25 protein-coding genes are annotated in these 25,481 nt (G+C 60.9%); 3 read left to right on the top strand and 22 right to left on the bottom strand.

Annotation, left to right across the window (positions count from 1 at the left end; genetic code table 11):
• Window positions 1-5: 5 nt before the first annotated feature.
• From nirB to BUA36_RS30315, 4 genes are all read right to left on the bottom strand, one after another.
• A complete protein-coding gene (nirB, locus tag BUA36_RS14935; RefSeq protein ID WP_072785864.1) occupies window positions 6-2,537 on the bottom strand; it encodes a nitrite reductase large subunit NirB in 2,532 nt (843 codons plus the stop codon).
• A gap of 12 nt (window positions 2,538-2,549) precedes the next feature.
• A complete protein-coding gene (locus BUA36_RS14930; protein WP_072785863.1) occupies window positions 2,550-3,845 on the bottom strand; it encodes an MFS transporter in 1,296 nt (431 codons plus the stop codon).
• Between the two features lie 278 nt (window positions 3,846-4,123).
• A complete protein-coding gene (locus tag BUA36_RS14925; protein WP_072785862.1) occupies window positions 4,124-4,321 on the bottom strand; it encodes a hypothetical protein in 198 nt (65 codons plus the stop codon).
• A complete protein-coding gene (locus BUA36_RS30315; RefSeq protein WP_139260571.1) occupies window positions 4,318-4,536 on the bottom strand; it encodes a hypothetical protein in 219 nt (72 codons plus the stop codon). The genes BUA36_RS14925 and BUA36_RS30315 overlap by 4 nt, the downstream gene beginning before the upstream one ends.
• Before the next feature lie 86 nt (window positions 4,537-4,622).
• Between BUA36_RS30315 and BUA36_RS14920 the strand changes: the two genes are divergently transcribed.
• Entirely contained in the window at window positions 4,623-4,970 is a 348-nt protein-coding gene (locus BUA36_RS14920) for a hypothetical protein (protein WP_072785861.1), read from the top strand.
• Between the two features lie 2 nt (window positions 4,971-4,972).
• Here the strand turns inward: BUA36_RS14920 and BUA36_RS14915 are convergent, their stop codons facing one another.
• The 18 genes from BUA36_RS14915 to BUA36_RS14830 all read right to left on the bottom strand — a co-directional run bounded on the left by BUA36_RS14915 (window position 4,973) and on the right by BUA36_RS14830 (window position 23,762).
• Window positions 4,973-5,842, bottom strand: a complete 870-nt coding sequence (locus tag BUA36_RS14915; RefSeq protein WP_072785860.1) for a hypothetical protein — start codon at window positions 5,840-5,842, stop codon at window positions 4,973-4,975.
• A 92-nt stretch (window positions 5,843-5,934) separates the two neighbouring features.
• Entirely contained in the window at window positions 5,935-6,738 is an 804-nt protein-coding gene (locus BUA36_RS14910) for an ABC transporter ATP-binding protein (RefSeq protein ID WP_072785859.1), read from the bottom strand.
• An 11-nt stretch (window positions 6,739-6,749) separates the two neighbouring features.
• Window positions 6,750-7,655: a nitrate ABC transporter permease gene (gene ntrB / locus BUA36_RS14905; RefSeq protein ID WP_072785858.1), complete on the bottom strand. Its 906-nt coding sequence runs from the start codon at window positions 7,653-7,655 to the stop codon at window positions 6,750-6,752.
• Window positions 7,656-7,670: 15 nt separating this feature from the next.
• Window positions 7,671-8,843: a CmpA/NrtA family ABC transporter substrate-binding protein gene (locus tag BUA36_RS14900; protein ID WP_072785857.1), complete on the bottom strand. Its 1,173-nt coding sequence runs from the start codon at window positions 8,841-8,843 to the stop codon at window positions 7,671-7,673.
• A gap of 377 nt (window positions 8,844-9,220) precedes the next feature.
• Entirely contained in the window at window positions 9,221-9,838 is a 618-nt protein-coding gene (locus tag BUA36_RS14895; RefSeq protein WP_072786185.1) for an ANTAR domain-containing response regulator, read from the bottom strand.
• Between the two features lie 118 nt (window positions 9,839-9,956).
• On the bottom strand, window positions 9,957-10,829 hold the full coding sequence (locus BUA36_RS14890) for an ABC transporter permease (RefSeq protein ID WP_072785855.1): 873 nt from the start codon (window positions 10,827-10,829) through the stop codon (window positions 9,957-9,959).
• Entirely contained in the window at window positions 10,826-11,668 is an 843-nt protein-coding gene (locus tag BUA36_RS14885; protein ID WP_072785853.1) for an ABC transporter ATP-binding protein, read from the bottom strand. The genes BUA36_RS14890 and BUA36_RS14885 overlap by 4 nt, the downstream gene beginning before the upstream one ends.
• Window positions 11,665-12,660: an ABC transporter substrate-binding protein gene (locus BUA36_RS14880; RefSeq protein WP_072785851.1), complete on the bottom strand. Its 996-nt coding sequence runs from the start codon at window positions 12,658-12,660 to the stop codon at window positions 11,665-11,667. The genes BUA36_RS14885 and BUA36_RS14880 overlap by 4 nt, the downstream gene beginning before the upstream one ends.
• 16 nt (window positions 12,661-12,676) lie before the next feature.
• Window positions 12,677-13,546 carry a TauD/TfdA dioxygenase family protein gene (locus BUA36_RS14875; protein WP_072785849.1) on the bottom strand — a complete coding sequence of 290 codons (870 nt, stop codon included), beginning with the start codon at window positions 13,544-13,546 and terminating at the stop codon, window positions 12,677-12,679.
• A 185-nt stretch (window positions 13,547-13,731) separates the two neighbouring features.
• Entirely contained in the window at window positions 13,732-14,409 is a 678-nt protein-coding gene (gene can / locus BUA36_RS14870) for a carbonate dehydratase (protein ID WP_072785847.1), read from the bottom strand.
• Between the two features lie 101 nt (window positions 14,410-14,510).
• Window positions 14,511-15,638 carry a molecular chaperone DnaJ gene (dnaJ, locus tag BUA36_RS14865; protein ID WP_072785845.1) on the bottom strand — a complete coding sequence of 376 codons (1,128 nt, stop codon included), beginning with the start codon at window positions 15,636-15,638 and terminating at the stop codon, window positions 14,511-14,513.
• Between the two features lie 113 nt (window positions 15,639-15,751).
• A complete protein-coding gene (gene dnaK, locus BUA36_RS14860) occupies window positions 15,752-17,695 on the bottom strand; it encodes a molecular chaperone DnaK (RefSeq protein ID WP_072785842.1) in 1,944 nt (647 codons plus the stop codon).
• 75 nt (window positions 17,696-17,770) lie between these two features.
• Window positions 17,771-18,322, bottom strand: coding sequence for a nucleotide exchange factor GrpE (gene grpE, locus BUA36_RS14855; protein ID WP_072785840.1), 552 nt, complete (start codon window positions 18,320-18,322; stop codon window positions 17,771-17,773).
• A gap of 222 nt (window positions 18,323-18,544) precedes the next feature.
• Entirely contained in the window at window positions 18,545-19,654 is a 1,110-nt protein-coding gene (gene hemH, locus BUA36_RS14850) for a ferrochelatase (protein ID WP_072785837.1), read from the bottom strand.
• A gap of 35 nt (window positions 19,655-19,689) precedes the next feature.
• Entirely contained in the window at window positions 19,690-19,926 is a 237-nt protein-coding gene (locus tag BUA36_RS14845; RefSeq protein WP_072786184.1) for a hypothetical protein, read from the bottom strand.
• A gap of 67 nt (window positions 19,927-19,993) precedes the next feature.
• Window positions 19,994-21,646 carry a DNA repair protein RecN gene (recN, locus tag BUA36_RS14840; protein ID WP_072785835.1) on the bottom strand — a complete coding sequence of 551 codons (1,653 nt, stop codon included), beginning with the start codon at window positions 21,644-21,646 and terminating at the stop codon, window positions 19,994-19,996.
• A gap of 17 nt (window positions 21,647-21,663) precedes the next feature.
• Window positions 21,664-22,572 (bottom strand): NAD kinase, encoded by a 909-nt coding sequence (locus BUA36_RS14835; protein WP_072785833.1) that lies wholly within the window; start codon window positions 22,570-22,572, stop codon window positions 21,664-21,666.
• A 116-nt stretch (window positions 22,573-22,688) separates the two neighbouring features.
• Window positions 22,689-23,762 (bottom strand): DUF3667 domain-containing protein, encoded by a 1,074-nt coding sequence (locus BUA36_RS14830; RefSeq protein ID WP_072785831.1) that lies wholly within the window; start codon window positions 23,760-23,762, stop codon window positions 22,689-22,691.
• A 139-nt stretch (window positions 23,763-23,901) separates the two neighbouring features.
• On the opposite strand from BUA36_RS14830, the gene BUA36_RS14825 reads away from it, so the two are divergent.
• Both BUA36_RS14825 and BUA36_RS14820 read left to right on the top strand, forming a co-directional pair.
• Window positions 23,902-24,141: a hypothetical protein gene (locus tag BUA36_RS14825; RefSeq protein WP_072785829.1), complete on the top strand. Its 240-nt coding sequence runs from the start codon at window positions 23,902-23,904 to the stop codon at window positions 24,139-24,141.
• Window positions 24,142-24,160: 19 nt separating this feature from the next.
• Complete coding sequence (locus tag BUA36_RS14820) at window positions 24,161-25,468, top strand: PQQ-dependent sugar dehydrogenase (RefSeq protein WP_072785826.1); 1,308 nt, start codon at window positions 24,161-24,163, stop codon at window positions 25,466-25,468.
• Window positions 25,469-25,481 lie beyond the last annotated feature (13 nt).

Raw genomic sequence — 25,481 nt, 5'->3', positions numbered from 1 at the left:
ACTCCTTAAGCTGCCTTGACTGCGATAGGGATAACGCGTTTGCGTTCTTCAATGGTGGCTGGACGAATCTGGCCACGCTCCTCCATGAACAGCACGTTCTCATCGCCTTTGTCACTGTTGACGAAGTGACGGAAGCGCTTGCGGGTTTCCGGATTCTCGACCGCTTCTTTCCACTCGCAGGCGTAGGTATTGACCACGTGCTGCATATCGGCTTCCAGCTCGGCGCCGATGCCCAGCTTGTCCTGCACCACCACCTGCTTGAGGTAATCCAGCCCGCCCTCCAGATTTTCGCGCCAGGTGCTGGTGCGTTGCAGGCGGTCGCCGGTGCGGCTGTAGAACATCAGGAAGCGGTCGATGTACCTGACCAGCGTGGCCTTATCCAGCTCGGTCGCCAGCAGCTCCGCGTGGCGTGGCTTCATGCCGCCATTGCCGCAGACGTAGAGGTTCCAGCCCTTTTCGGTGGCGATGACGCCGACGTCCTTGCCTTGTGCTTCCGCGCACTCGCGGGTGCAGCCGGAGACGCCGAACTTGATCTTGTGCGGTGTCCGCAGGCCCTTGTAGCGGTTTTCCAGTTCAATCGCCAGGCCGATGGAGTCATCAACGCCGTAACGGCACCAGGTCGAACCGACGCAGGATTTCACCGTCCGCAGCGATTTTCCGTAAGCGTGGCCGGACTCGAAGCCCGCTGCAATCAGCTCTTCCCAAATCAGCGGCAGCTGCTCAACGCGGGCGCCGAACAGGTCCACGCGGGCGCCACCGGTGATCTTGGTGTACAGACCGTACTTCTTGGCGACCTGGCCGACAGCGATCAGGCCATCCGCCGTTACCTCGCCAGCGGGCATGCGTGGCACGACCGAATAGGTGCCGTCCTTCTGGATATTGCCAAGGAAGTAGTCGTTGGTGTCTTGCAGGCTGGCGTGTTCCTTCTTCAGCACGAAGTCGTTGTACACGGTGGCCAGAATGCTGGCGGCCAGCGGCTTGCAAACGTCGCAGCCCAGGCCTTTACCGTGTTTGTGCAGCAAATCGCTGAACGACTTGATCTGGCCGACTTTAATCAGATGGAACAGCTCCTGACGCGAGTAGGCGAAGTGTTCGCAGACATGGTTGTTCACTTCCATGCCCTGCTTCTTCATCTCGGCTTTCATCACTTGCGTGACCAGTGGGACGCAGCCGCCGCAAGCGGTACCGGCGCTGGTGCAGCTTTTCAGTTCGCCGATGGTGCAGGCGCCGTTCGCCACCGCAGCGCACAACGCGCCTTTGGAGATGTTATTGCAGGAGCAGATCTGTGCAGCATCCGGCAATGCATCCACGCCCAGCGCTGGCCTGGCCGCGCCATCGGACTGCGGCAGGATCAGGAACTCCGGCGATTCCGGCAGCTCGATCCTGTTCAGCATCATTTGCAGCAGCGTGCCATATTCGCTGGCGTCGCCAACCATCACGCCACCCAGCAGGTATTTGCCACAGCTGGATACCACGATCTTCTTGTAGATCTGTTTGCGCTCGTCGATGAACTGATAGGCATGGCTACCCTCTTCCTTGCCGTGCGGGTCGCCGATGGACGCAACGTCCACGCCCATCAGTTTCAGCTTGGTGCTCATGTCGGCGCCGGCAAATTCTGCCGCTTCGCCCAGCAGGTGTCTGGCGGCGACGCGCGCCATTTCATAGCCCGGCGCGACCAGGCCGAAAATCATGCCGCCCCATAGCGCGCACTCGCCAATCGCGTAGACGTCCGGGGCGGAGGTGACGCAGTTGTTGTTAATCTCAATGCCGCCGCGCGGACCAGTGGCCAGGCCCGCTTCTTTCGCCAGCATGTCACGCGGGCGAATACCGGCCGAGAACACGATCATGTCGGCTTCCAGATGGCCGCCGTCGGCAAACTCCATGCGGTGCGTGGCCTCGGCGCCATCGACGATGGCAGTGGTGTTTTTCCCGGTATGAACGGTGACGCCCAGCTCTTCGATTTTACGGCGCAGCACGCGGCCGCCGTGGTCGTCCACCTGCACAGCCATCAGGCGTGGCGAGAACTCGACGACGTGCGTCGCCAGCTTCATGTCGCGTAGCGCTTTGGCGCACTCAAGCCCCAGCAGGCCGCCGCCGATCACCACGCCGGTCCTGGCGCGCTTGCCGCATTCCAGCATCGCTTCCAGATCCTCGATGGTGCGGTAGACAAAGCAGTCCTGGCGATCCTTGCCCGGCAGCGATGGCACGAATGGGAAGGAACCGGTAGCGATGACCAGTTTGTCGTAGCCCAGTACATTGCCATCGGCGATGGTGACTGTCTTTGCCTTGGTATCGATGGCGGTGGCACGGGTATTCAGGCGCAGCACCATATCGGCGCGGTCGAAGAAGCCTGGCTTTACCAGCGACAGGTCTTCGGCGCTTTTACCCGAAAAGAATTCGGACAGGTGTACGCGGTCGTAAGCAGGACGTGGCTCTTCGCACAATATCGTCACTTGCAGATTGCCGGCACCGCTGTTCGCCAGGCTTTCCAGGAATTTGTGGCCAACCATGCCATGACCGATAACGATAATTTTCATGATGCGGCTCCTTCAGGCGGTGGCGATGGCGGTTTCTTGTACGGTGACGCTGCTGAAGCGCGCAGCCAGCGCACACAGTGCGGAGATGGCGACCAGCACACCAAGGATGCTCAGCGTCTGCTGGGTATCGCCCAGGCCTTTCATCAGGAAGCCGGCAGCGACGGCGCCGACATTGCCGCCCGCGCCGATGATGCCGGCTACGCCGCCGAGGGCGCGCTTGTCAATGAAAGGCACCACGGCGTAAGTCGCGCCGCAGGCCATGTGGGTGAAGAGGCCGAAGAACAGCATGGCGGCGATGGCCAGTACAGCATTGCCTGCGTGCGCGAACATCAGCAGGCCAGCCCCCTCGCCCAGCATCAGTACGAACAGCAGGATGACGCGGTTATTCAGGTTGCCGCCAGCGGCGAATCTGTCGGACGCCCAGCCGCCCAATGCGCGCGCGAACAACGCCAGCAGACCGAAGGAGCCCGCGGCCATGCCGGCTTGCGCCAGCGTCAGTTTGAAATGATCGACATAGTAAATCGCGGCGATGTTGTGAATGAAGATCTCGATACCGAAGCAGGCGCCGTAAGTGATGAACAGTAGCCATACGCGGTAGTTGGCGGCAGCCAGTTTGAACGAAGACCAGCCGCCTTTCTTGCCACCTTCGATGACCACGCCCGCAGCGCGCAGCTCTTTGTAGTTACCTTGCGGGCAGTCCTGCGTGAAGTTGTAGTAGACGAAGGCCATGACGATCATCAGCACGCCCGGCACGACCAGGGCTGCGCGCCAGCCCAGCGTTTCGGTCACGCCCAGCATTACCGTGGCGGACATCAGCAACGGCATGGCGGCTTGGGCGACACCGCCGCCGGCATTGCCCCAGCCGGCGGCAGCGGCATTGGCAGTGCCCACCACCTTCGGCGCGAACATCACCGAGGTGTGATACTGCGTGATGACGAAGCTGGCGCCAGCAGCACCGATCGCGAGACGGAAGAACAGGAAGCTCTCATAACTCTGAGCGAAGGCGACCCCGATCACCGGAATGGAGCCCAGCAGCAGCAAGCCTGTATACGCTTTGCGCGGACCGAAGTGGTCGCACAGCGGGCCGACAATCAGGCGCACCAGGATGGTGACCGCAACGGCGGCGATATTGATGTTGGCGATCTGCGCTGGCGTCAGGCCGAATTCTCCTTTAATCACCGGCATCAGCGGCGCGCAGGCGAACCACGCGAAGAAGCAGACGAAGAACGCCATCCAGGTCAAGTGGAACGCCCGCATCTGAGGCGTTGAAATCGATAAGAGCTTGATGCTGGTAGCTTTGCTGGCCATTTTTTTATCCCGTTCAGAAAACAAAAAGGCGTCCGCGCAACCGGGCCTCAAAGACCGGGTTGGGCGGACGCCGTTGTCCTGCCAGTCCGTCCTTGGACCAGCGATGAATTCGTGTACTGCGGGAGATCGCCGTTGACCTCTTGCTCAACTACGTTGCAAGAGCCGTGCCAGAGGCTGGATATGCTGCGACAGAGGGAGGGCCAGGATAAAGAGCACGCAGCGGCATGGCGCCGTGCGATGTTGCGGTGCGTGCCTGCACGCTATCGGTGCGACGCGTGCTATGTGGGACGATTCGGCGTTCGGGTAATCGAGATCGCTACCGGGTCGCTGGCCGGAAAGCTTTCATCCAGCGCCTCGTCCAGCGCGCGTTCAACGCCGGTGGGCGTGGGCAGCGCCTGATTTTCGGGTTTCACAGCAAGTTCTTCGCGCCGAAGGCGATATTGTTCGGTCATCAGCAAACGCACCAGTGCAGTCATAAGTCCCCCGATATTCTGAAACATTCGATCCGCGCAAAGGCGGCGCTGGTCTTGTCATGGGCTGCAACCAATCGCGTGAATACGTCCCGGGCGACCAGATTGTAGGCATCGATCTTGGCGCATTGCGCCAGCTCGTGGGCTGCGGCATGCTCTTCCGCCAGCGCGCTGGCAAATTCGGCAAACGCCCGTTGGCCTTCTCGGCGGTAGACTGACATATCACCTCCCCGGTGAAAGGACCATCGTAGCAGGCATTCCAATCCGGGGCTGTTCTGTACAATGCAACAACAACCTGGGAGAACTTATGAAACGTCTTTTAGTAGGCATGGCCCTGGCGTTCGGCCTGCTGCCAGCCCGTGCAGATACGCTGACCACACCGTCCTTTGTCATTGACATCAAAGTCAACTGCGAGGAAGGCAACGTCAGCTGCGATGACGTCAGCTATACCGGCACCAGCAAGAAGACCGGCAAGAGCATCAAGCTGCGTGGAAAAACCATGCACACCCTGTGCGCGGACGGCGTGACGCCATGCCGCTTCCTGGGCTATGAATTCCGCAACGGGAAAACCAGCTACAAGGTGTTTGAAGGCGGCGAGCTATCCGTTACACAAGGCAAGAAGGTCATCCTTGAAGAAAAGGGTGAGTGGCAGTAAGGTCAAATGCCTTGTACGGGGTTGGTTCCCGCTGCCAGCACATAGGCCTTGCCATCGAAGTGGTAGCGCGCGGTGGACCTGGTGTCGCTTTGCACCTGCTCGACAAAGGAACCATCCTTCCCTTCTGTGACGGTGTAGCGCTTGTCTTTGAAGTCGACCACGATATCGCTGTAGCCGCTCTGCTGCGGCTCCTGGGCGAAGCGGATGCTGCCCTGCGTATCCCAGCATTCGGAGGTATTCGGTCCGCAGGCGCCCTCGTTGCCCGAGCCTTCCTCAAAACTTCCGAGGCTGCGCACACCGGCGCTGAGTTCATAGATCGCGGCATGCTGTATCCAGTAGCCCTGCCAGATGCCGCCATTGGAGACGATGAAGCCGGGCTTGCCGGCGCCCAGCGTGACCCATTTGACGGCACCGATCTGCCCTTCGGAACCCAGCGTATCAACACCTTCCCGGCGCTCGAGTACTTTCCAGCTTGATCCTTCGCGGCGTAGCACGTACACATTCAGCACGCCGGACGAGACATGAGCCGTTATGTCCTTGCCGTCGTCATCAGACATGGCGCCGTTGACCACCATGACGGTGCGGCCATCGGCAAGGTCAGTGCTGCCGTTTAGCGTCATCAGATGGGTCGCCTCCGCACCGTCGACTTCTATCTCGGCCAGGGCCTGATGCTTTTGAGCGTCATAGCGGTCGCCGAATACAGCCTTCATCAACGCTACTTCACGGGCTTTGGCGGCGTCGGGCACTTTCACTGCCGATGCAGCAGCAGGCGCGCTGGCGACAGGTGCCGGTGGCGCCGCTGGCGGCTCATGCGGCGAGCAGGCGGCCATGGTAGCGGAAAGGGCGAGGACATAGAGCGGCAGGTGTTTCATCAGGCAGACCAGATGGCATTATCTAAAGGTACATATCATGCCTTGATTCTGTCAGACACCACCACACTGTTCCCTCAGCCGACGCTCGTGATTTATGCGGCCCTGGCGGGATGCGCCTGTTTACGGTACAAGAATTCCAGCACCGCCGTACGGTATTCCATGTACCTGGCATCCGCCGCCAGCGCCACACGGTCGCGTGGTCGCTCCAGCTGGACATCGACGATTTCGCCTATGGTCGCAGCCGGGCCGTTGGTCATCATGACGATACGGTCCGACAGCAGCACCGCTTCGTCGACATCGTGCGTCACCATCACGACGGTGGACTTGGTGGCGGCGACGATCTTCAACAGTTCGTCCTGGAGATGGGCGCGCGTCAGTGCATCGAGTGCGCCGAATGGTTCATCCATCAGCAGAACTTTCGGCTCCATCGCCAGCGCGCGGGCGATGCCGACACGCTGTTTCATGCCGCCCGAGATTTCATTGGGCCGCTTGCTTTCCGCTTGCGACAAACCGACCAGCGCCAGTGCCTGCAAGGTGCGTTCGCGCAGCTGCTTGCGCGATTCGGTCTTGCCGAATACGCGTTCCACGCCGAGGTGGATGTTTTCGTAGCAGGTCAGCCAGGGTAGCAGCGAATGGTTCTGGAATACCACCGACCGTTCCGGCGATGGTCCGGCGATCTCGCGGTTGGCGCACAGCAGCACGCCATCGCTGGGTTCCAGCAGACCGGCGATCAGGTTCAGCAAGGTCGATTTGCCGCAGCCCGAGTGGCCAATCAACGTAATGAATTCTCCCTTGGCCACTTTCAGATCAATCTCGCGCAGTGCGTGGAACACGCCTTTCTTCGTATGGAAAATCATCTCCACGCCTTCGATATCGATGAATCTGGATTCGTCCATGATCGTACTCCCTAGTTGGATACCTGTTCGTAGGTGAAGGCCCGGGCCAGTGCCATCAGCGCCTGCTCCAGCAGCAAGCCCACCACGCCAATGGCGGCGATGGCAATGATGATGTGCGGGACATTCAGGTTGTTCCACTCATCCCATACCCAGAAACCGATGCCGACACCGCCGGTCAGCATTTCGGCGGCGACGATCACCAGCCATGCGGTGCCGATCGACAGACGTACGCCGGTCAGGATGTAGGGCAGCGCCGAAGGCAGCAGGATCCTGGTCAGCACCTTCCACTCGGACAGATTGAGTACCCGGGCCACGTTCATGTAGTCCTGCGGCACACGCTGCACGCCCACCGCCGTGTTGATAATCATGGGCCAGATCGAGCAAATGAAAATGGACCAGATGGCAGCAGGGTTGGCGGACTTGAACACCAGCAGCCCTATCGGCAGCCAGGCCAGCGGCGACACCGGTTTCAACAGGCTGATAATGGGACCGAACATGGCGCCGACTAACTGCACGCGGCCGATCAGGAAGCCCAGCGGAATGCCCACCAGCGCAGCGAGCCCAAAGCCCACGCCCACGCGCTGCAAGGACGCCAGCAAGTTCCAGCCTATGCCCTGGTCATTCGGGCCTTTGCGGTAGAAGGGATCGGAGAACAGCTTCACGGCTTCGTCCAGTGTGACAGCTGGCGTCGGGAACTGTGCGTTATTTACCGTGATGAGCTGCCAGACCAGCACCATCAACGCCGCGCCCACCAGCGGCGCGACAATTTTCATAACGGTGGCAGAGACCTGTTTGCGCACACGCGCCGCACCGTTTGCCGCAAGCGGCCGGCGTGGGCGGCGGGATCGCGGGGATGCCGCAGGCACTGCGTCGGTGACCAGCGGTTCAACGCTGTCAGGTTTCAGCATGGCGTTCATGGCACTCTCCTGTTATCAGGCTTTGATCTTGAACGAGGCGGCAAATGCTTTAGGATTCTTGCCGTCCCATACGGAACCATCCATCAGTTTCGAGCTACGCAGAGGGCTCTTAGGTACAGGCGTTTTGGTCATGGCGGCGGCATCCTTGTACAGATCGATCTGATTGACCGACGTGGCAACCGCCAGATAATCTGGATCGTCTTTCAGCAGCCCCCAACGGCGATGCTGGGTCATGAACCACATGCCATCCGACAGATACGGGAAGTTGACCGCGCCGTCGTTGTAGAACTTCATATGGTTAGGATCGTCCCAGGTCTTGCCCAGGCCATTCTGGTAGCGGCCCATGATGCGCTGGTCGATTGCATCCTTGCTGGTGTTGACGTAGGACTTGTCGGCGATGACCTCGGCCATCTTGTTCTTGTTGGCCAGCGAGGCATCGATCCACTTGCCTGCTTCAAGTATCGCCGCCATCATCGCGCGGCAGGTGTTGGGATATTTTTTGGCGAATTCCAGCGTGGAGCCCAGCACCTTCTCCGGGTGGTCCTTCCAGATGTCCTGCGTGGTGGCGGCAGTAATCCCCACACCATCCATGATGGCGCGATGGCCCCACGGCTCCCCCACGCAGAAGCCATCCATATTCCCGACGCGCATATTGGCCACCATCTGCGGTGGCGGTACGGTGATGACCTTGGCATCCTTGAGTGGATTGACGCCGTTCGCCGCCAGCCAGTAGTACAGCCACATGGCGTGGGTGCCAGTCGGGAAAGTCTGCGCGAAAGTGTATTCACGCTTATCGGTCTGCATCAGCTTTGCCAGCGACGGGCCGTCAACCCCGCCTTTGTCCGCGACCTTCTTCGACAGTGTGATGGCCTGGCCGTTGTTATTCAGGCCCATGAGCACTGCCATGTCCTTCTTCTGGCCGCCGATGCCCATTTGGACGCCATAAAGCAGGCCATATAGCACATGGGCTGCATCCAGATCGCCATTGGCCAGCTTGTCGCGCACACCGGCCCATGACGCTTCTTTGCTCAATACGAATTTCACGCCATACTTCTTGTCAAAGCCCAGCACCGACGCCATGACCACGGAAGCGCAGTCGGTCAGCGGGATGAAGCCGATCTTGATTTCTTCTTTCTCCGGCTTGTCCGAACCTGCCGCCCATACGCCCCCCGTTGCCAAACCCAACATGCTCGCTCCCGCTACCAGACCTGCACCATGAATAATTTTTCTGCGCGTGACATTCACCGCTTCCGTCCCGGGTGGTAACGCGCGTAGCGTATCGAGCTTTTTGTATTCCATGGCTATCCCTCGTTGTAGTCGTCAATAACTATCACTATCGGCCAAAAAAAACGCCTACCCTCACGAACGCATTCATGATTGGTAGACGTCATTGTCTGGTGGGCCTTACCGCCGTTGGTAAGGCGCAGCGGCGCATCATTGCGCCTGCATGCGGTTATGCAATGTCCGTGCCAACGGGCTTACAGGGGGAAAATGGTGCTGAGTGGCAGGCTGTGGGCGAAAAAATGCACCGCAATTGCGCGGTGCATCATTTTGGGGTGCGCCGGTCAGCCTAGCAGGTCTTCCACATCGAGGATGCGCTGGGCGACCTCGGACAGCTTGAGGTTTTTGCTCATGGCCATGGTGCGCAGCTTTTGATAGGCCTGGTCTTCGGTGAAGCCCTGGCGCTGCATCAGCAAGCCTTTGGCTTTCTCGATCACCTTGCGCTCGGCCAGCTTGCTCCTGGTATCGGACAGCTCGTCCAGCAGCTTCTGCTCGCGTTTAAAGCGCGCCAGCGCCACCTGCAGCACCGGCTTGATACGCTCGCTCTGCAAGCCGGCCACGATGTAGGCGGAGACGCCCGCTGCCACCGCCGCCTCCATGCTCTCCGCGTCTTCGCTCTCGGTGAACATGACGATGGGGCGGCGTTCATCGCGGGTGGCGATGACGATATGCTCCAGCACATCGCGTGCATCGGATTCCGCGTCCACGATAATCATATCGGGCTGCAGCTGGGCGATGCGGTCTGGCAGGTACATATCCGGCGGCAGCGAGGCGATGATGTCATAGCCCGCCTCCAGCAGCCCGATGCGCAACACCCGCGCGCGCTCCGCCTGCGCGTGCAGCGACTCGTCATCCTCATCGTGAATGACGGTGTTGACGACAACAATCCGCAAATTGGGCATGGCCGGCTTAAGCATGGGAGTGGCAAATACTCCTGCTGCATGCAAGAATCAAACCAGTAGTTTTGGTGTCCATGGCCAGATTCTAAGGCAGAACAACGGCGGTCTGCCAGCCCATCGCCTAGCGTTGCATGCCCCAGCGCCGGACGGTCAGCATTTCCAGTGGACGAAATGCCACATCTTCCACCAGCAGGCCGATCAGGATGACGGCGGCCAGACCAGCGAAGACTTTATCGGTGTACAGCTCATTGCGGTTCTGAAAAATGTACCAGCCAAGTCCCCCTTGTCCCGCTGTGGTGCCGAATACCAGTTCGGCGGCGATCAGCGTCCGCCACGCGAAGGCCCAGCCGATCTTGAGGCCGGACAGGATGGGTGGCAGTGCGGCCGGCACCAAGATGTGCAACACAAACCGCAGGCCGCTCAAGCCGTAGTTACGGCCAGCCATGCGCAAGGTGTCCGGCACGGACTGAAATCCCGCATAGGCCCCCAGCGCCAGCGGCCATAGCACGGCATGCACGATCACGAACAGCAGGCTGCCTTTGCCGAGCCCAAACCACAACAGCGCCAGCGGCAGCAGGGCGATGGCCGGCAGCGGATTGAACATGGCGGTCAGCGTCTCCAGCAAATCGCGGCCGATGCGGGTGGTCGCGGCCAGTGCCGTCAGCGCAAAGGCGGCGGCGATGCCGGCCACATAACCTTGCAGCAGGACGCTCAGCGAGACACGCACACGGTCCAGCAGTTCACCGCTGATGATGCCATCGACGAAAGCTTGCCCGGTTTGCAGGAAGCTTGGCAGCAGCAGGTCATTCGCCTGCCAGCGGGCGAGCAGCTCCCACAACGCAGCCAGCAGGATCAGGATAAAGGTCTTGCGCAGCCAGCCTTGCTGCCATGCACGGCGCGCCAGCGGCAGGACAGGATCGGCAGCGCGCAACGACGGCGCGGCGACCGTGTATTCGTATTCCTGGCGGATCGGTGCATCAAGGACAAGGCTCACGGTGCAGCACTCCGGCCATGCGGCGCCTGCGACGCACCGCGATCAGGCGCTGTGTCGCTACGCCGCTCACCAAACAGCAATCTGTGGATGCGCTGTGTGGCCGCCTGAAATTCAGCGCTGCCCGCGCTGGCCAGATCGAACTGATGGCTGTTCAGTTCCGCCCTCACCTGCCCCGGATGCGGCGACAGCAGCAGGATGCGGTTGCCCACCACCAGCGCCTCTTCGATCGAATGCGTGACGAACAGCAGCGTAAAGCGCAGCTCTTCCCACAAGCGTCCCAGCTCTTCCTGCATCTTGCGGCGCGTGAGTGCATCGAGCGCGGCGAACGGCTCATCCATCAGCAGCACTTCCGGTTGCATCGCCAGCGCACGGGCAATCGCCACGCGCTGCTTCATGCCACCGGACAGCGTGTGCGGATGCGCGTGTTCAAAGCCGCTCAAGCCCACCTTGGCGATCCAGTGCGCGGCACGCTCGCCGGCTTCATGGCGGCTCACGCGCCGGGTCATCAGCAGCGGGAACATGACGTTCTCCAGCACCGTCTTCCACGGCGGCAGCTGGTCGAATTCCTGAAACACGACCATGCGGTCCGGTCCCGGCCCAAGCACCTGCGCGCCATTGACGGTAATGCTGCCAGCGGCAGGCTTGACGAAGCCCGCCGCCGCCTTCAATAGCGAGGACTTGCCGCAACCTGAAGGGCCAAGCAGCACAAAGCGGTCGCCGCGATACACATCGAAGCTGACGTCATGCGTGGCGCGCGTGTGGCCATACTCCAGGCTCACGCCATCGGCACGCAGCAACGGGGCGATGCCGCCAGTAGGGCTGACAATTTGCAGGCTCATGATCCCTGCACAATCACCGGGTCTTCAAAGAAGTATTCACGCCAGCTGGCCGGCTGCTTCTTGATTGCCCCAACGCGGTACAGGAACTGCGCGAGGCTGTAGGTATTCTGCGGCGCGACGCTGAACTGCACTTGCGGGTTCCTGATAATCTTCAGCAGCAGCTCGCGGTCTACCTTGCTCTTGCTGATGCGCAGATAGGTGTCGGCCGCGCCCTCAGGATTTTTGGTCGCATACTGCGCGGCTTCCGCCAGCGCGGCGGTGAAGGCGCGATAGGTCTTCGGATTCTCGTTGCGGAACTTCTCGGTTGCATACAGCACGGTGGCGGAACTCGGACCACCCAGTACATCGTAGGAATTCAGCACGATGTGCGCATTCGGATTGCCGGCCAGCTCCTGCTCCTGATACGGTGGGTTGCCAAAATGGCCGTTGATCTCCGTACCGCCTGCAATGACGGCCGCCGTGGCATCCGGGTGCGGCAAGGTCTGCGTAAATTTATCCAGGCGCGCAAACTCCTTTTCGCCCCACTTCTTGGCCGCTGCGTACTGCAGGATGCGCGACTGCACGGATACCGTCACCGCCGGCAGCGCAATGCGATCCTTCTCGCTGAGGTCTGCAATGGATTTCACTTTCGGATTGGTGCTGACCAGGTAGTATGGGAAGCTGCCCAGCGAGGCTACGCCTTTCACATTCTGCTTGCCGTTGGTGCGGTCCCAGATGGTCAGCAACGGACCAACGCCAGCACCGGCGATATCGATGGCGCCCGACAGCAGCGCATCGTTCACCGCCGAGCCGCCAGACAACTGCGTGCGCTCCACCGTGATATCGACCCCCAGCTTCTTGCCCTGCTTCTCGATCAGCTGCTGGTCTTGCGCGATGTTCAGCAGCAGGTAGACGATGCCGAACTGTTCGACGATACGGATGCGGCCCTCCGCCTGCGCAGGCGTGGCAAAGGCAAGGCTCAAGGAAAGTACGGCGGCGGTGCGTCTGAACATGAAGATCCTCGGTGAGTTAGAAAGGTACGTCGCCTTCGATAGTGGTGCGATAGAGCTTGCGGCGCAGATGGTCCGGCGTGCCGCCTGCCAGATGCATCAGCGAGCGGTTATCCCAGAACACCAGGTCATGCGGGGCCCAGCGATGGCGGTACACATGCTCCGGCTTGACGCTATGGACGAACAGCTCATCGAGCAGCGTACGGCTTTCATCTTCGGGCAGGCCGATCACGCGCGTGGTGAAGTGCTCGCTGACAAACAGGGCTCTGCGGCCCGTCTCCGGATGCGTGCGCACGACAGGATGGACGACCGGCTTCACCTCATCGATCTGCGCCTGCGTCAGCGCCGGGCGGAACGGGCTACGGCGGCGCAGCGCTTCGTACTGCGCCAGATAGCTGTGCTCGGCGCGCGCGTTCTGCACGGCGTGACGCAAGGCGACAGGCAGCGTGTCATACGCCAGGTGCATATTGGCGAACAGCGTATCGCCGCCTTCCAGCGGCAGCTCCTGCGCATGCAGCATCGAGCCGAGGCTGGGCCTTTCCTTGTACGACAGATCGGAATGCCAGAAATGGCCGGCGTCACCCAGACCGAGCGGCTTGCCGTTCTCGATGATGTTGGAAATGATGAGGACTTCCGGCTGGGAGGCCAACTGGAAATTGCGCAGCACATGGATCTGCAGCGGCCCGAAACGGCGGCTGAAATCAACTTGCTGCTGTGGCGTGATGCGCTGGTCGCGGAACACCAGCAAGTGGTGATCCAGATGCGCCTCATGGATACGCTGGAACTCCCGCGGCGGCAGCGGGCGGTTCAGGTCCAGCCCGATAATCTCCGCACCGAGCGGCGCGTCGAACAACTCAATCTGAAACGAATCCTGCAGAACGGCAGCCATGGCACACACCTTGAGAAATATGTGCAATACAGTCTATGCCGCCATCCTTATTTAGAAAACGAAGCTTATCTGATATCGATATACGGTCAGCGTGCGGGCATCGTTCCAACCCGCACTGCGGCGACCAAGGGTCTGACCCCGTACGGGGTCAGACCCTAACCTTTTGGGGTGGCTGTGCGGCTTAATCAGGCAGTGGCTGTGTCGTACTTTGCCAGGCGTTGCTGGACTGCCGGGGACAGCTGGTCGAGGGCGCTGACGGCGATGCCCATGTCTTGCAGCTTGCCGTCGTTGATGCCATAGACCCAGCCGTGCACGGTCAGGTCCTGGCCGCGGTCCCAGGCGTCCTGCACGATGGTGGTGGCGCAGACGTTGGTCACCTGCTCGACCACGTTCAGCTCTACCAGGCGCTCAGAGCGCTTCTGTTCGTTGACGACGCTGCCCAGGTAGCGCTCGTGCTTCTGGTTGACGTCGTGGACGTGGCGCAGCCAGTTGTCGACCAGGCCGACGCGGGTGCCGGTCATGGCGGCATGCACGCCCTTGCAGCCGTAGTGGCCGACGATGATGACGTGTTTGACCTTCAGCACCTCAATCGCGAACTGCAGTACGGACAGGCAGTTCAGGTCCGAATGCACCACGACGTTGGCGATGTTGCGGTGAACGAAGACATCGCCCGGCGCCAGGCCCAGCAGTTCGTTGGCCGGTACGCGGCTGTCAGAGCAGCCGATCCACAGGTATTCCGGTGCGGCCTGGTTGGCCAGGCGTTTGAAGAACTCGGGGTCGCGTTCGACTTCCGATTCCGCCCAGCGGCGGTTGTTCTCCAGCAGGTTGCGCAGGGGGGACGTGCTGTTTTTCAGACTTTCCATGATGCTCCTCTCGTACATAAAGAGACCGCCGGTCTGCCCGAAAAGGCAGCGCGGCGGTCTTGATATTACCAATCACACGTGACAGCGAAGTGACTCATTGCTTACTCAAAAAAGTCCTTCACCTTGTCGCGCCAGGTTTTGGTCTGCGGGCTATGCTTGGCGCCGCCTTCCGTGGTCGATTTTTCAAAGTCGCGCAGCAGGTCTTTCTGCTTGTCGGTCAGCTTGACCGGCGTCTCGACTGCCACGTGGCAGAACAGGTCGCCCGCAAAGCCGGAACGCACGCCTTTGATGCCCTTGCCCTTGAGGCGGAAGGTCTTGCCCGACTGGGTGCCTTCAGGGATCGTAAACGCTACTTTACCAGACAAGGTCGGCACTTCGATTTCGCCGCCCAGCGCTGCCTTGGCAAACGAGATCGGCATTTCGCAGTGCAGGTCATCGCCCTCGCGCTGGAACACCTGGTGCGGCTTGATGTGGATTTCCACGTACAAGTCGCCTGACGGCCCGCCATTCGTGCCCGGTTCGCCGTTGCCGGACGAGCGGATACGCATGCCGTTGTCGATACCGACCGGGATCTTCACTTCCAGCGTTTTGTTGCGCTTGATGCGGCCCTGGCCCGAGCATGCGGCGCATGGCTCAGGAATGATCTTGCCGGTGCCGTGGCATTTCGGGCAGGTCTGCTGGATGCTGAAGAAGCCCTGCTGCATGCGGACCTGGCCATGGCCGGCGCAGGTCGAGCAGGTCACCGGCGAGGTGCCTGGCTTGGCGCCGGTACCGTGGCAGGTGTCGCACTTGTCCCACGACGGCACGCGGATGGTGGTGTCGAAACCATGCGCTGCCTGTTCCAGCGTAATCTCCAGGTTGTAGCGCAGGTCGGCGCCGCGGTACACCTGCGGGCCCTGGCTGCGGCCGCGGCCACCGCCAAAGATGTCGCCGAAGATGTCGCCAAAGGCGTCGCCGAAACCGCCTGCGCCACCACCGAAGCCTCCTCCGCCGCCCATGTTGGGATCCACGCCGGCGTGACCATAGCGGTCATACGCCTCGCGCTTCTCCGGATTGGTCAGCATTTCGTAGGCTTCTTTGACTTCCTTGAATTTCTCTTCCGCGTCCTTGCTGTCCGGATTGCGGTCCGGATGGTACTTCATAGCCAGTTTGCGATAGGCCTTCTTGATCTCGTCTTCCGATGCGTTTTTTGCCACACCGAGTACTTCGTAGAAATCACGCTTTGCCATAGTGTCGGAATCCTGCTTATATTCTGTACTGATTTATGCGAAAAAGCCGAGCCGGTACCGCTTACACGGCAACACGGCTCGGCTTGCCGTCCCCGCCGCAGCGGGAATGACGATTACTTGCTGTCTTTGACTTCTTTGAAGTCCGCGTCGACCACGTCGTCCTGTGGCTTGGCTTGCTCGGCGCCTGCGCCTGACTGGGCGCCACCTTCAGCGCCGCCCGCGGCCTGCTGTGCCTGCATGTCAGCGTACATCTTCTCGCCCAGCTTCTGCGAAGCGGTCGACAGTGCTGCCACTTTGGCGTCGATCTCGGCCTTGTCGCCCGATTTGATCGAGGCTTCCAGGTCGGTGATCGCAGCTTCGATCTTCTCTTTCTCGCCAGCTTCCAGCTTGTCGCCGTATTCGGTCAGCGATTTGCGGGTCGAGTGCACCAGCGCGTCAGCCTGATTGCGCGACTCAGCCAGTTCTTTCACTTTCTTGTCTTCTTCGGCGTTGACTTCAGCGTCTTTCACCATTTTCTGGATTTCCGCTTCGGTCAGGCCGGAGTTTGCCTTGATCGTGATCTTGTTTTCCTTGCCGGTGGCCTTGTCTTTCGCGCCCACGTGCAGAATGCCGTTGGCGTCGATGTCGAAGGTCACTTCGATCTGTGGCGTACCGCGTGCTGCTGGCGGGATGCCTTCCAGATTGAACTCGCCCAGGCCTTTGTTACCGGCAGCGATTTCGCGCTCACCCTGGTAGACCTTGATGGTCACCGCAGGCTGGTTGTCGTCAGCGGTCGAGAACACTTGCGAGAACTTGGTCGGAATCGTGGTGTTCTTGTGGATCATCTTGGTCATCACGCCGCCCAGGGTTTCGATACCCAGCGACAGCGGGGTCACGTCCAGCAGCAGCAAGTCCTTGCGCTCGCCCGACAGCACCGAACCTTGAATCGCAGCACCGACCGCCACGGCTTCGTCCGGATTCACGTCTTTACGTGGATCTTTGCCAAAGAACTCTTTGACCTTTTCCTGCACCTTCGGCATACGGGTCATACCGCCGACCAGGATGATGTCGTCGATGTCGGATACTTTTACGCCGGCATCCTTGATTGCCGTTTTGCATGGCTCGATGGTGGCGTTAATCAGCTCTTCCACCAGCGATTCCAGCTTGGCGCGGGTCATTTTCAGGGTCAGGTGGACCGGCGCGCCGTTCGCCATGGCGATGTACGGCTCGTTGATTTCGGTCTGCTGCGACGACGACAGTTCGATCTTCGCGCGCTCGGCCGAAGCCTTGATGCGCTGCAGGGCGATCGGATCTTTTTTCAGATCCAGGCCGTTGACCTTTTTGAACTCTTCGATGATGTAGTCGATGACGCGCTGGTCGAAGTCTTCGCCGCCCAGGAAGGTGTCGCCGTTGGTCGACAGCACTTCAAACTGCTTCTCGCCATCCACGTCAGCGATTTCAATGATCGAGACGTCGAAGGTACCGCCGCCCAAGTCGTACACGGCGATCTTGCGGTCGCCCTTTTCGGTCTTGTCCAGGCCGAAGGCCAGTGCGGCTGCGGTTGGTTCGTTGATGATGCGTTTGACGTCCAGGCCAGCGATACGGCCGGCGTCTTTGGTGGCCTGACGCTGCGAGTCGTTGAAGTACGCCGGTACGGTGATGACGGCCTCGGTGACTTCTTCACCCAGGTAGTCTTCCGCGGTTTTCTTCATCTTGCGCAGCACTTCCGCCGAGATTTGCGGTGGCGCCAGTTTCTTGTCGCGTACGCCGATCCATGCATCGCCGTTGTCGGCCTTGGTGATCGAGTAAGGCATCAGACCGATGTCTTTCTGCACTTCTTTTTCGTCGAACTTACGACCGATCAGACGCTTGACCGCGAACAGCGTGTTTTTTGGGTTGGTCACTGCCTGGCGTTTTGCCGGGGCGCCAACCAGGATTTCACCATCTTCTTGGTAAGCAATGATAGATGGCGTCGTACGTGCGCCTTCGGCATTTTCGATAACCTTAGGCTGGCCGTTTTCCATGACGGAAACGCAGGAGTTGGTGGTTCCCAAATCGATACCGATAATTCTACCCATGATTTTCTTCCTTATTTGCTAGAGTTCAGATGGTACTAATATGTGGAAAAGCTCTGTCTTTTCAAGAGCTTGAAATTATTTTGCTTGCGCTGCGGTGACGATGGCCGGACGCAGCAGGCGGTCGGCGATCATATAGCCTTTTTGCAGCACGGAAACAACGGTATTGGCTTCCTGGTCGGCAGGCACCACGGCAACGGCCTGATGCTTGTTCGGGTCCAGTTTCTCGCCCTGTGCCGGTTCAATCGCGATCAGGCGATTGCGCTCGAAGGCTGCCGACAGCTGCTTCAGCGTCATTTCGACGCCTTCTTTCAACGATTCCAGCGTTGGCGCTTCAACTTTCAGCGCCATTTCCAGGCTGTCTTTCACTGGCACCAGCGCTTCAGCGAAGCTCTCTACCGCGAATTTGTGGGCCTTGGAAACATCTTCCTGGGCACGGCGGCGGATGTTTTCACCATCGGCCTTGGCGCGCATGAAGGCATCGTGCATGTCGGCCAGCTTGGCTTCGGTTGCGGCCAGCTGTTCTTCCAGCGATGGCAGGCCCGCTTCCGGGGTCGATGGTGGGGCCGACGCAGCGGCTGCGGCCGCCTCTGGATTAGGTGGTACGGCTTGGTTTTCCTGATCTTGCATCTAGAGACTCCTACAATCGTATTTGTTTGACATTACTTTGTTACCGGTGTGGCAGTAAATTGGGCATTAACCTATGTTTTCAAGGGTCTTTTTTTGCCTATCAATTTGACAACAATTGACACGCCGGTAGCACATCAGGCGGCTATTTTAACAGGCTGGCACTCGTCACCCGCAAGTGCTGATTAACGGGTGACGGTATGGTGAGGGGAGTAATGTTGCTTTTCAGTCCTGGGCGCCAAGCTGCAAGGCGGCGGCGCGGCCCGCTTCCGCTTCCTGTTTCAGCTGTTCGCGCTGGGACGGCGGCATCTGGGTCGGCCAGCCAATGATGTGCTGCTCGGCGATTTCGGCCAGCGCAGCAATCCAGGATGGCGATTCGTTCAGGCAAGGGATGTAATGGAATTCCTTGCCGCCGTTTTGCTCGAAGTCATGCCGCACTTCCATGGAGATTTCTTCCAGCGTTTCCAGGCAGTCGGCAATGAAGCCGGGACAGATCACATCAATGCGCCTGACGCCGTCGCGCGCCAGCTGGGCGACGGTGGGCGCCGTGTAGGGTTGCAGCCACTCAGCCTTGCCGAAGCGCGACTGGAACGTGACCACGTACTGGTCCGGCGTCAGCTTGAGGGCGGTGGCCAGCAGGCGCGCGGTTTTCAGGCATTCGCAGTGATATGGGTCGCCCAGCAGCAGCGTGCGTTTCGGCACACCGTGAAAGGACATCACCAGCTTTTCCGGGCGGCCGTGCTGCTCCCAGTGGTTGAGTACGGAATGCTGGAGCGCGCGGATATAGCCGTCGTGGTCGTGATAGTTGCGCACGAAGCGCAGCTCCGGGATGTTGCGCACGCTGCCGTAGTGCTGGAACACGGCGTCGTAGATGGAGCCGGTGGTGGTGCCGGAATATTGCGGGTAGGCAGGCAGCAGCAGGATGCGCTCGGCGCCGTCGGCCTTCAGCTTGGACAACACGTCCGGCAGCGATGGCGAACCGTAGCGCATGGCCATGGCCACCGTCAGGTCCTGATGGCCGCGCTCGCCCAGTGCACCGCGCAGATATTGCGCCTGGGCAGCCGTGTGGGTGCGCAGCGGCGAACCTTCACGGGTCCAGATCGAAGCGTATTTTTTGGCGGACTGGCCGGAGCGGAACGGCAGAATGATGAGATTCAGGATGAACCACCACACGGCCCGGGGAATCTCGACCACGCGCGGATCGGACAGGAATTCTTTCAGATAGCGGCGCACCGAGGAGCGGGTCGGCGCATCAGGCGTGCCCAGATTAACCAGGACGATGGCGCTGCGGCCGACGCTGCCGTGCTTGTGAGGAGGTTCTTTTTGAAAGGTCATGAATGGCTTAAGGTTGAGTACCGTCAGCCAGCATCTTAATGGATAAACTTTGTTATTGCGAAAACGATGGTGCTGACAGTAGCGCTCAACGCGATTGCCGTGCCAACAAACCACTTCAGCATTCTGGTTTCCATCAGCAGCAAGTCGCCGCGGAGGTTGGCGACATCCTCTTTGGTCGCCATATATTTCAACTGCTCTTCAATGCGAACCAGCCGCTGCTTTGTGTCGCCGACAGAATCTTCTAGCCTATCAATCCGTTGCTCAGTTTCCATGATCGCCTCCCTTGTAAAGGGCATTGATCAATCTTAGTCCTTTTTGCCTCTGCGGGTCTGCGTGAAATCAAGAAGCCAGCAGCTCGCGGGCGTGTTTGCGGGTGGTGGCGGTGATTTCCAGGCCGCCCAGCATGCGGGCGATTTCTTCCACGCGCGACTTCGAATCCAGCACGTCGATGCGCGACGCGGTCTTGCCATTGTCCAGCATGCCCTTGGCCACCTGGAAGTGCTGGCCCGCCTGGCTGGCAACCTGCGGCAAGTGGGTTACGCACAGCACCTGGCGCTCCTGGCCCAGGCGGCGCAGCAGACGGCCCACCACTTCGGCCACACCGCCGCCGATGCCGCTATCGACTTCGTCGAAGATCAAGGTCGGCACCGTGGTGGCGTTGGAAGTGATAACGGAAATCGCCAGCGAGATGCGCGCCAGCTCGCCGCCCGACGCCACCTTGGCCAGCGGCCGCGCCGCCACGCCGGCGTGGCCAGCGACCAGGAATTCCACCTGCTCCAGGCCATACGCCGCCGGTTCACCCGCATGCAGCGCAACCTCAAAACGGCCGCCCGTCATGTTCAGCTCCTGCATCGCCCTCGTGACCGCCTCACCCAGCTGCTGCGCGGCGCGCGTGCGCGTGGCCGTGAGTTTCTGCGCCTCGGCCAGGTAGCCGGCCTTCAGCTTTTCCTCCTGCTTGCGCAAGCCTTCGATATCGCTGGCATCGGCGATCTGCGACAGACGCTCGGCCAGCTTGGCGTGTTCCGCCGGCAGCTCATCTTCCGGCACACGGAATTTGCGCGCTGCCGAGTGGATCGCATCCATGCGCGCCTCCACCTTGCGCAGGCGCTCGGGGTCCAGGTCCACGCGGTCCAGATAGTCGTTGAGCGCATACACCGCCTCCTGCAGCTGGATGCGCGCCGGCTCGATCAGATCCACGATTGCCTGCAGGCCGCTGTCGATATCCGCCAGCTTGCCCAGCTTCTGGTTCAGCGACGACAGCTGCGACAGGATGGGATGGTCTTCCGACTCCGAAATCGCCGCCAGCGCTTCCTGCGCGCCCGCCATCAGGCTGGCCGCATGCGACAGGCGGCTTTGCTCATTGCTGACCTCCGTCCACTCGCCCGGCTTGACGGCCAGCTTTTCCAGTTCGTTGACCTGCCACTCCAGCCGCTCGCGCTCATACAGCACGTTGGCGGCATTGGTTTCAAACTCGTCCAGCTGGCGCGCCAGCGCGCGCCATGCCTTGTAGGCCAGCGCCACCGCACGCGCCTCGCCTGCCGCGCCCGCCTGGCCGTCCAGCAGGTCGCGCTGGGCCTCGGTCTTCATCAGCGACTGGTGGGCGTGCTGGCCGTGGATGTCCACCAGCAGATCGCCCAGCTCGCGCAGCTGGGCCGCAGTCGCCGCCACACCGTTGATGTAGGCCTTGCTGCGGCCCGCATTGTCGATCACGCGGCGCAGCAGCGCGCCGTCCTCTTCCACCGCGAATGCATGCGCCACCAGCCAGGCGCGCGCCTGCTCGCTGACGGCGAAGTCCGCCGTGATGTCGGCCTTGGCCGTCCCTTCGCGCACCACGCTGGCGTCGCCACGGCCACCCAGCGCCAGTGTCAGCGCATCAATCAGGATCGATTTGCCGGCCCCGGTCTCGCCAGTAAAAACCGTAAAGCCTGCGGAGAATTCCAGTTCGATCGAGTCGACGATTACAAAATCACGGATGGACAGGGTGCGCAGCATGGAGGCCTGTAGAGTGGTTAAATGAGTTTGCCCTCACTGGACGGATATTCGTTCCAGTGGAGTTTTTCACGCAGGGTGTGGTAGTAGCTCCAGCCGTCCGGATGCAGGAAGGTCATCGCATGCGGCGAGCGCTGAATCACGATCCGGTCCTGCGCTTGCAGGCTGGCGAAGGTTTGCATGTCGAAGTTGACGCTGATGTCGCGGCCACGCACGATTTCCACCACGATCTCGCTCGACTCCGGCAGCACGATGGGCCGGTTGGACAGCGCATGCGGCGCAATCGGCACCAGCACGATGCCGCCCAGCGACGGATGCAGCAGCGGGCCGCCCGCCGACAGCGCGTAGGCGGTGGAGCCGGTCGGGGTCGAGATAATCAGGCCGTCGGAGCGCTGGTTGTACATGAACTGGCCGTCCACATCCACGCGCAGCTCGGCCATGCCGGCGCCGGTACCGCGCGAGACCACGACGTCGTTGACCGCCATGCCGACATGGATGGTGGCGCCGCCGCGCACCACGCGGCCTTCCAGCAAGGTGCGGCGTTCGGCCTTGTAGCTGCCGCTCAGGATGCGCGCCAGCGCGTCCTGCATGCCGTCCAGCGGGATATCAGTCATGAAGCCGAGGCGCCCCTGGTTAATGCCGATCAGCGGCACGTTGAATGGCGCCAGCTGGCGCGCGATGCCCAGCATGGTGCCATCGCCGCCCATGACGACGGCGGCGTCGCAGCTGGCGCCGATCTCCGCCGCGTTCATCACGCGCAGCTCGCTGAAGGCGGGGTTCAGGTGGGCGGCCGTCTGCTCTTCAAACACCACCTCGTAGCCGCCCTGCCGCAGAAAATCGACCACGGTGCCCACCGACTCGGCGATGCCGTCAGTATTCGGGCGCACGACCAGTGCGATAGTTTGAAAAACAGCGTGGGTGGCGGTCATAAAAATCTCGGCTTTGGGCTAGGGGCGGGACACGCAGCAGGGTAACTCATATCGCCTGCTTCGGCTATCACCGCCTAGCGCCGCAACTGTACATTTAAACAGTATTTTGTGCAAGTTTAATGGCCGACCGTGAGTATCCCCATGAACAGCGACGAGAACATCAGCGCCAGTCCCATCGCCAGCATATACAGCAGCATCAGCACGCTCCAGCGCAGGAAGGTGCCGAGACGGCTGCTATGGTAGACGCGCCGCATGGCCCACGGCAGGTAGCCGATCAGCCAGCACCACAGGACAAATTGCACCAAGCCAAAGTTGACCACCAGGATCAGGCTGAAGATCAGGAAGGCAAACGCGTTGGTGTGCAATGCGAACAGCATGTGCTCGCCAAAGCGGCGGCCGGAGCCCAGGTACAGCACTTTGAGGAACAGCGCGAATACCGGCATCAGCATGAAAATCGCATACGGCGCATAGTGGTGCATGGCGTTCTTGAAGGTCTTCAGCTGCTCATCCGCCGGCAGGGTATTGAATATCTGCCACTGGTGCTGCAGCAGCGGCCAGCCCATCAGCTTGCGCTCGATGTATTCCTCGCTGAGGTTGTCGCTGTCCTTGCTATCTTTCTTCGCTTCCGCAGCCGGGTGCACCACTTTGGCGGCCGGATGTTTTTCCACTTCGGCCAGACGCGCAGCGGACTTGGCGTCTTCTTCGCGCATTTCCTTGACCATGTCCGCCAGTGCCGCTTCGGCGGCGGCCTGGCTTTGCGCGGCGGCCGGATCCAGCTTGTCCAGACGGCCCTGCTGCTTGCCGACGTTCTGCGCCAGCTCGCTGACCGGGGCCATCACCTTGGCCGTCGTGCCTTCGATATCCACTTTGCCGTCCGATTCGCCACCCGTGAACTTGAGCAGCGCGAAGAACAGCACGCTGAAGGTCAGGTACAGGCGCAGCGGCTGCACATAGCGCACGCGGCGGCCACGGATGTATTCATTGGTCAGTTCGCCCGGATTGAGGATCAGCCGTTTCAGCGAGCCCCACAGCTTGCCTTCCAGCGCCACATAGTGGCCGATGAACTCATGCAGGAACTCGCGCGTACTGGCGTGGTGCAATACCGCCTCCTGTCCGCAGTGGGAGCAGTAATGGCCATTCAGTGGCGTTTCGCAGTTGGCGCAGTGATCCGGGGCGGCAGCAGTGCTCATGCAAGAAATCCTGGGAGTGCAAAGTGGTCGAAAAGATAAACGATGATAAACGACTTCTCACCAATATTGTCAAAATTCAATGTGGCGACTGACACAAAACCAACTCGCTAACATGGCCCCATATCCAAGGAGGCCCATCATGAAAGACCAACACATCAATACGGATGCCAAGGTGAAAAACGACGGCGTCAAGCGCATGCCGCACGAGCGCGACGAATCGCCCGAGGGGCAAGGCAATAAACAGCACAGCATCATGCGCCAGGCTGCGGCCGATGTGGATAGCGGCATGGTCGATACCGACCTGCACAACCAGCGCGGCGTGCAAAAGCCGCGCGCCGATGCCAAGGCCCAGCCACAACCCAACGTCAAACGCGACTGAACCATACCGGAGTAAGCCCATGCGCCCTGCCCTTGCCATCCTGACCCTGACACCGCTGTGGGCCCTCGCCCAAAGCTACCCGGTGGGCTATGGCCCCAATCCCGCCCTGCCTGAACCGGAACGCAAGCTGGTGCCGACCGTGAACATCGCCCCGGCGGCGCCATGGTCGGCCCAGCAGCAGCCGGTGGCGCCGGCTGGGTTCAGCGTGACGGCGTATGCGCGCGATCTCGACCATCCGCGCTGGGTGTACCCGCTGCCCAACGGCGATGTGCTGGTGGCGGAAACCAATGCGCCGCCCAAGCCGGACGACGCCAAGGGCGTCAAAGGCATGGTCATGAAACAGGTGCAAAAGAAAGCCGGTGCGGTCAGCAAGTCCGCCAACCGCATCACGCTGCTGCGCGGGCTGGACGCCAGGGGCGTGGCGCAAAGCAAGTCCGTCTTTATCCAGGGACTCAACTCGCCCTTCGGCATGGTCCTGGTCGGCAAGGATTTATATGTGGCCGATACCGACGCAGTGCTGCGCTTCCCATACCAGGAAGGCGCCAACAGCATCAGCGGGCCCGGTACCAAGGTCATGGACCTGCCGGCCGGCACCATCAACCACCACTGGACCAAGAACATCACCGCTAGCCCGGACGGCAAGTACCTGTACGTGACGGTCGGCTCCAACAGCAATGTGGGCGAGAACGGCATCGATGCGGAGACCGGCCGCGCCGCCATCTGGCAGCTGGAGATCGCCACCAGCAAGTCTCGCCTGTACGCCACCGGCCTGCGCAACGCCAATGGCATGGGCTGGGAGCCGCAGACCAAAACGCTGTGGACCACGGTCAACGAGCGCGACGAACTGGGCAACGATCTCGTGCCCGACTACATGACCTCGGTGAAGGAAGGCGGCTTCTACGGCTGGCCCTACAGCTACTACGGCCAGCATGTGGACACGCGCGTCTCGCCGCAAAAGCCGGAGCTGGTGGCCCAGGCCATCGTGCCGGACTACGCGCTGGGCGGTCACACGGCCTCGCTGGGCCTGACCTTCTATGACGCCAAGGCCTTCCCGCAGCCCTACCAGGGCGGCGTGTTCATCGGCCAGCACGGTTCCTGGAACCGCAAGCCGCATAGCGGCTACAAGGTGGTGTTTATTCCGTTCAGCGGCGGCAAGCCGTCCGGTGCGCCGCAGGATTTCCTGACCGGTTTCCTCGACAGCGACGGCAAGGCGCGTGGCCGGCCGGTCGGCGTGGCGGTCGACAAGCAGGGTGCGCTGCTGGTGGCGGATGATGTGGGCAACGTGATCTGGCGCGTGGCGCCGGCGGCGAAAACCGCCAGCCGCTGATAAAATTCTTGTT

The organism is Duganella sacchari (assembly GCF_900143065.1).
GTDB lineage: Bacteria > Pseudomonadota > Gammaproteobacteria > Burkholderiales > Burkholderiaceae_D > Rugamonas > Rugamonas sacchari.
Note: the sequence above shows the minus strand (reverse complement) of the source record. Positions and strands in the feature narration are given on the sequence as shown.

Excerpts from the sequence above, each read along its gene's own strand:
- BUA36_RS30315 (WP_139260571.1), bottom strand. The coding sequence starts at position 4,536 with ATGTCAGTCTACCGCCGAGAAGGCCAACGGGCGTTTGCCGAATTTGCC.
- recN (WP_072785835.1), bottom strand. The coding sequence starts at position 21,646 with ATGCTGCGCACCCTGTCCATCCGTGATTTTGTAATCGTCGACTCGATC.
- BUA36_RS14885 (WP_072785853.1), bottom strand. The coding sequence starts at position 11,668 with ATGAGCCTGCAAATTGTCAGCCCTACTGGCGGCATCGCCCCGTTGCTG.
- BUA36_RS14895 (WP_072786185.1), bottom strand. The coding sequence starts at position 9,838 with ATGCCCAATTTGCGGATTGTTGTCGTCAACACCGTCATTCACGATGAG.
- dnaK (WP_072785842.1), bottom strand. The coding sequence starts at position 17,695 with ATGGGTAGAATTATCGGTATCGATTTGGGAACCACCAACTCCTGCGTT.
- dnaJ (WP_072785845.1), bottom strand. The coding sequence starts at position 15,638 with ATGGCAAAGCGTGATTTCTACGAAGTACTCGGTGTGGCAAAAAACGCA.
- BUA36_RS14875 (WP_072785849.1), bottom strand. The coding sequence starts at position 13,546 with ATGGCTGCCGTTCTGCAGGATTCGTTTCAGATTGAGTTGTTCGACGCG.
- nirB (WP_072785864.1), bottom strand. The coding sequence starts at position 2,537 with ATGAAAATTATCGTTATCGGTCATGGCATGGTTGGCCACAAATTCCTG.
- BUA36_RS14845 (WP_072786184.1), bottom strand. The coding sequence starts at position 19,926 with ATGGAAACTGAGCAACGGATTGATAGGCTAGAAGATTCTGTCGGCGAC.
- grpE (WP_072785840.1), bottom strand. The coding sequence starts at position 18,322 with ATGCAAGATCAGGAAAACCAAGCCGTACCACCTAATCCAGAGGCGGCC.
- BUA36_RS14820 (WP_072785826.1), top strand. The coding sequence starts at position 24,161 with ATGCGCCCTGCCCTTGCCATCCTGACCCTGACACCGCTGTGGGCCCTC.
- BUA36_RS14920 (WP_072785861.1), top strand. The coding sequence starts at position 4,623 with ATGAAACGTCTTTTAGTAGGCATGGCCCTGGCGTTCGGCCTGCTGCCA.
- BUA36_RS14925 (WP_072785862.1), bottom strand. The coding sequence starts at position 4,321 with ATGACTGCACTGGTGCGTTTGCTGATGACCGAACAATATCGCCTTCGG.
- BUA36_RS14825 (WP_072785829.1), top strand. The coding sequence starts at position 23,902 with ATGAAAGACCAACACATCAATACGGATGCCAAGGTGAAAAACGACGGC.
- BUA36_RS14915 (WP_072785860.1), bottom strand. The coding sequence starts at position 5,842 with ATGAAACACCTGCCGCTCTATGTCCTCGCCCTTTCCGCTACCATGGCC.
- BUA36_RS14900 (WP_072785857.1), bottom strand. The coding sequence starts at position 8,843 with ATGTTGGGTTTGGCAACGGGGGGCGTATGGGCGGCAGGTTCGGACAAG.
- BUA36_RS14910 (WP_072785859.1), bottom strand. The coding sequence starts at position 6,738 with ATGGACGAATCCAGATTCATCGATATCGAAGGCGTGGAGATGATTTTC.
- BUA36_RS14880 (WP_072785851.1), bottom strand. The coding sequence starts at position 12,660 with ATGTTCAGACGCACCGCCGCCGTACTTTCCTTGAGCCTTGCCTTTGCC.
- ntrB (WP_072785858.1), bottom strand. The coding sequence starts at position 7,655 with ATGAACGCCATGCTGAAACCTGACAGCGTTGAACCGCTGGTCACCGAC.
- BUA36_RS14930 (WP_072785863.1), bottom strand. The coding sequence starts at position 3,845 with ATGGCCAGCAAAGCTACCAGCATCAAGCTCTTATCGATTTCAACGCCT.
- BUA36_RS14835 (WP_072785833.1), bottom strand. The coding sequence starts at position 22,572 with ATGACCGCCACCCACGCTGTTTTTCAAACTATCGCACTGGTCGTGCGC.
- BUA36_RS14830 (WP_072785831.1), bottom strand. The coding sequence starts at position 23,762 with ATGAGCACTGCTGCCGCCCCGGATCACTGCGCCAACTGCGAAACGCCA.
- hemH (WP_072785837.1), bottom strand. The coding sequence starts at position 19,654 with ATGACCTTTCAAAAAGAACCTCCTCACAAGCACGGCAGCGTCGGCCGC.
- can (WP_072785847.1), bottom strand. The coding sequence starts at position 14,409 with ATGGAAAGTCTGAAAAACAGCACGTCCCCCCTGCGCAACCTGCTGGAG.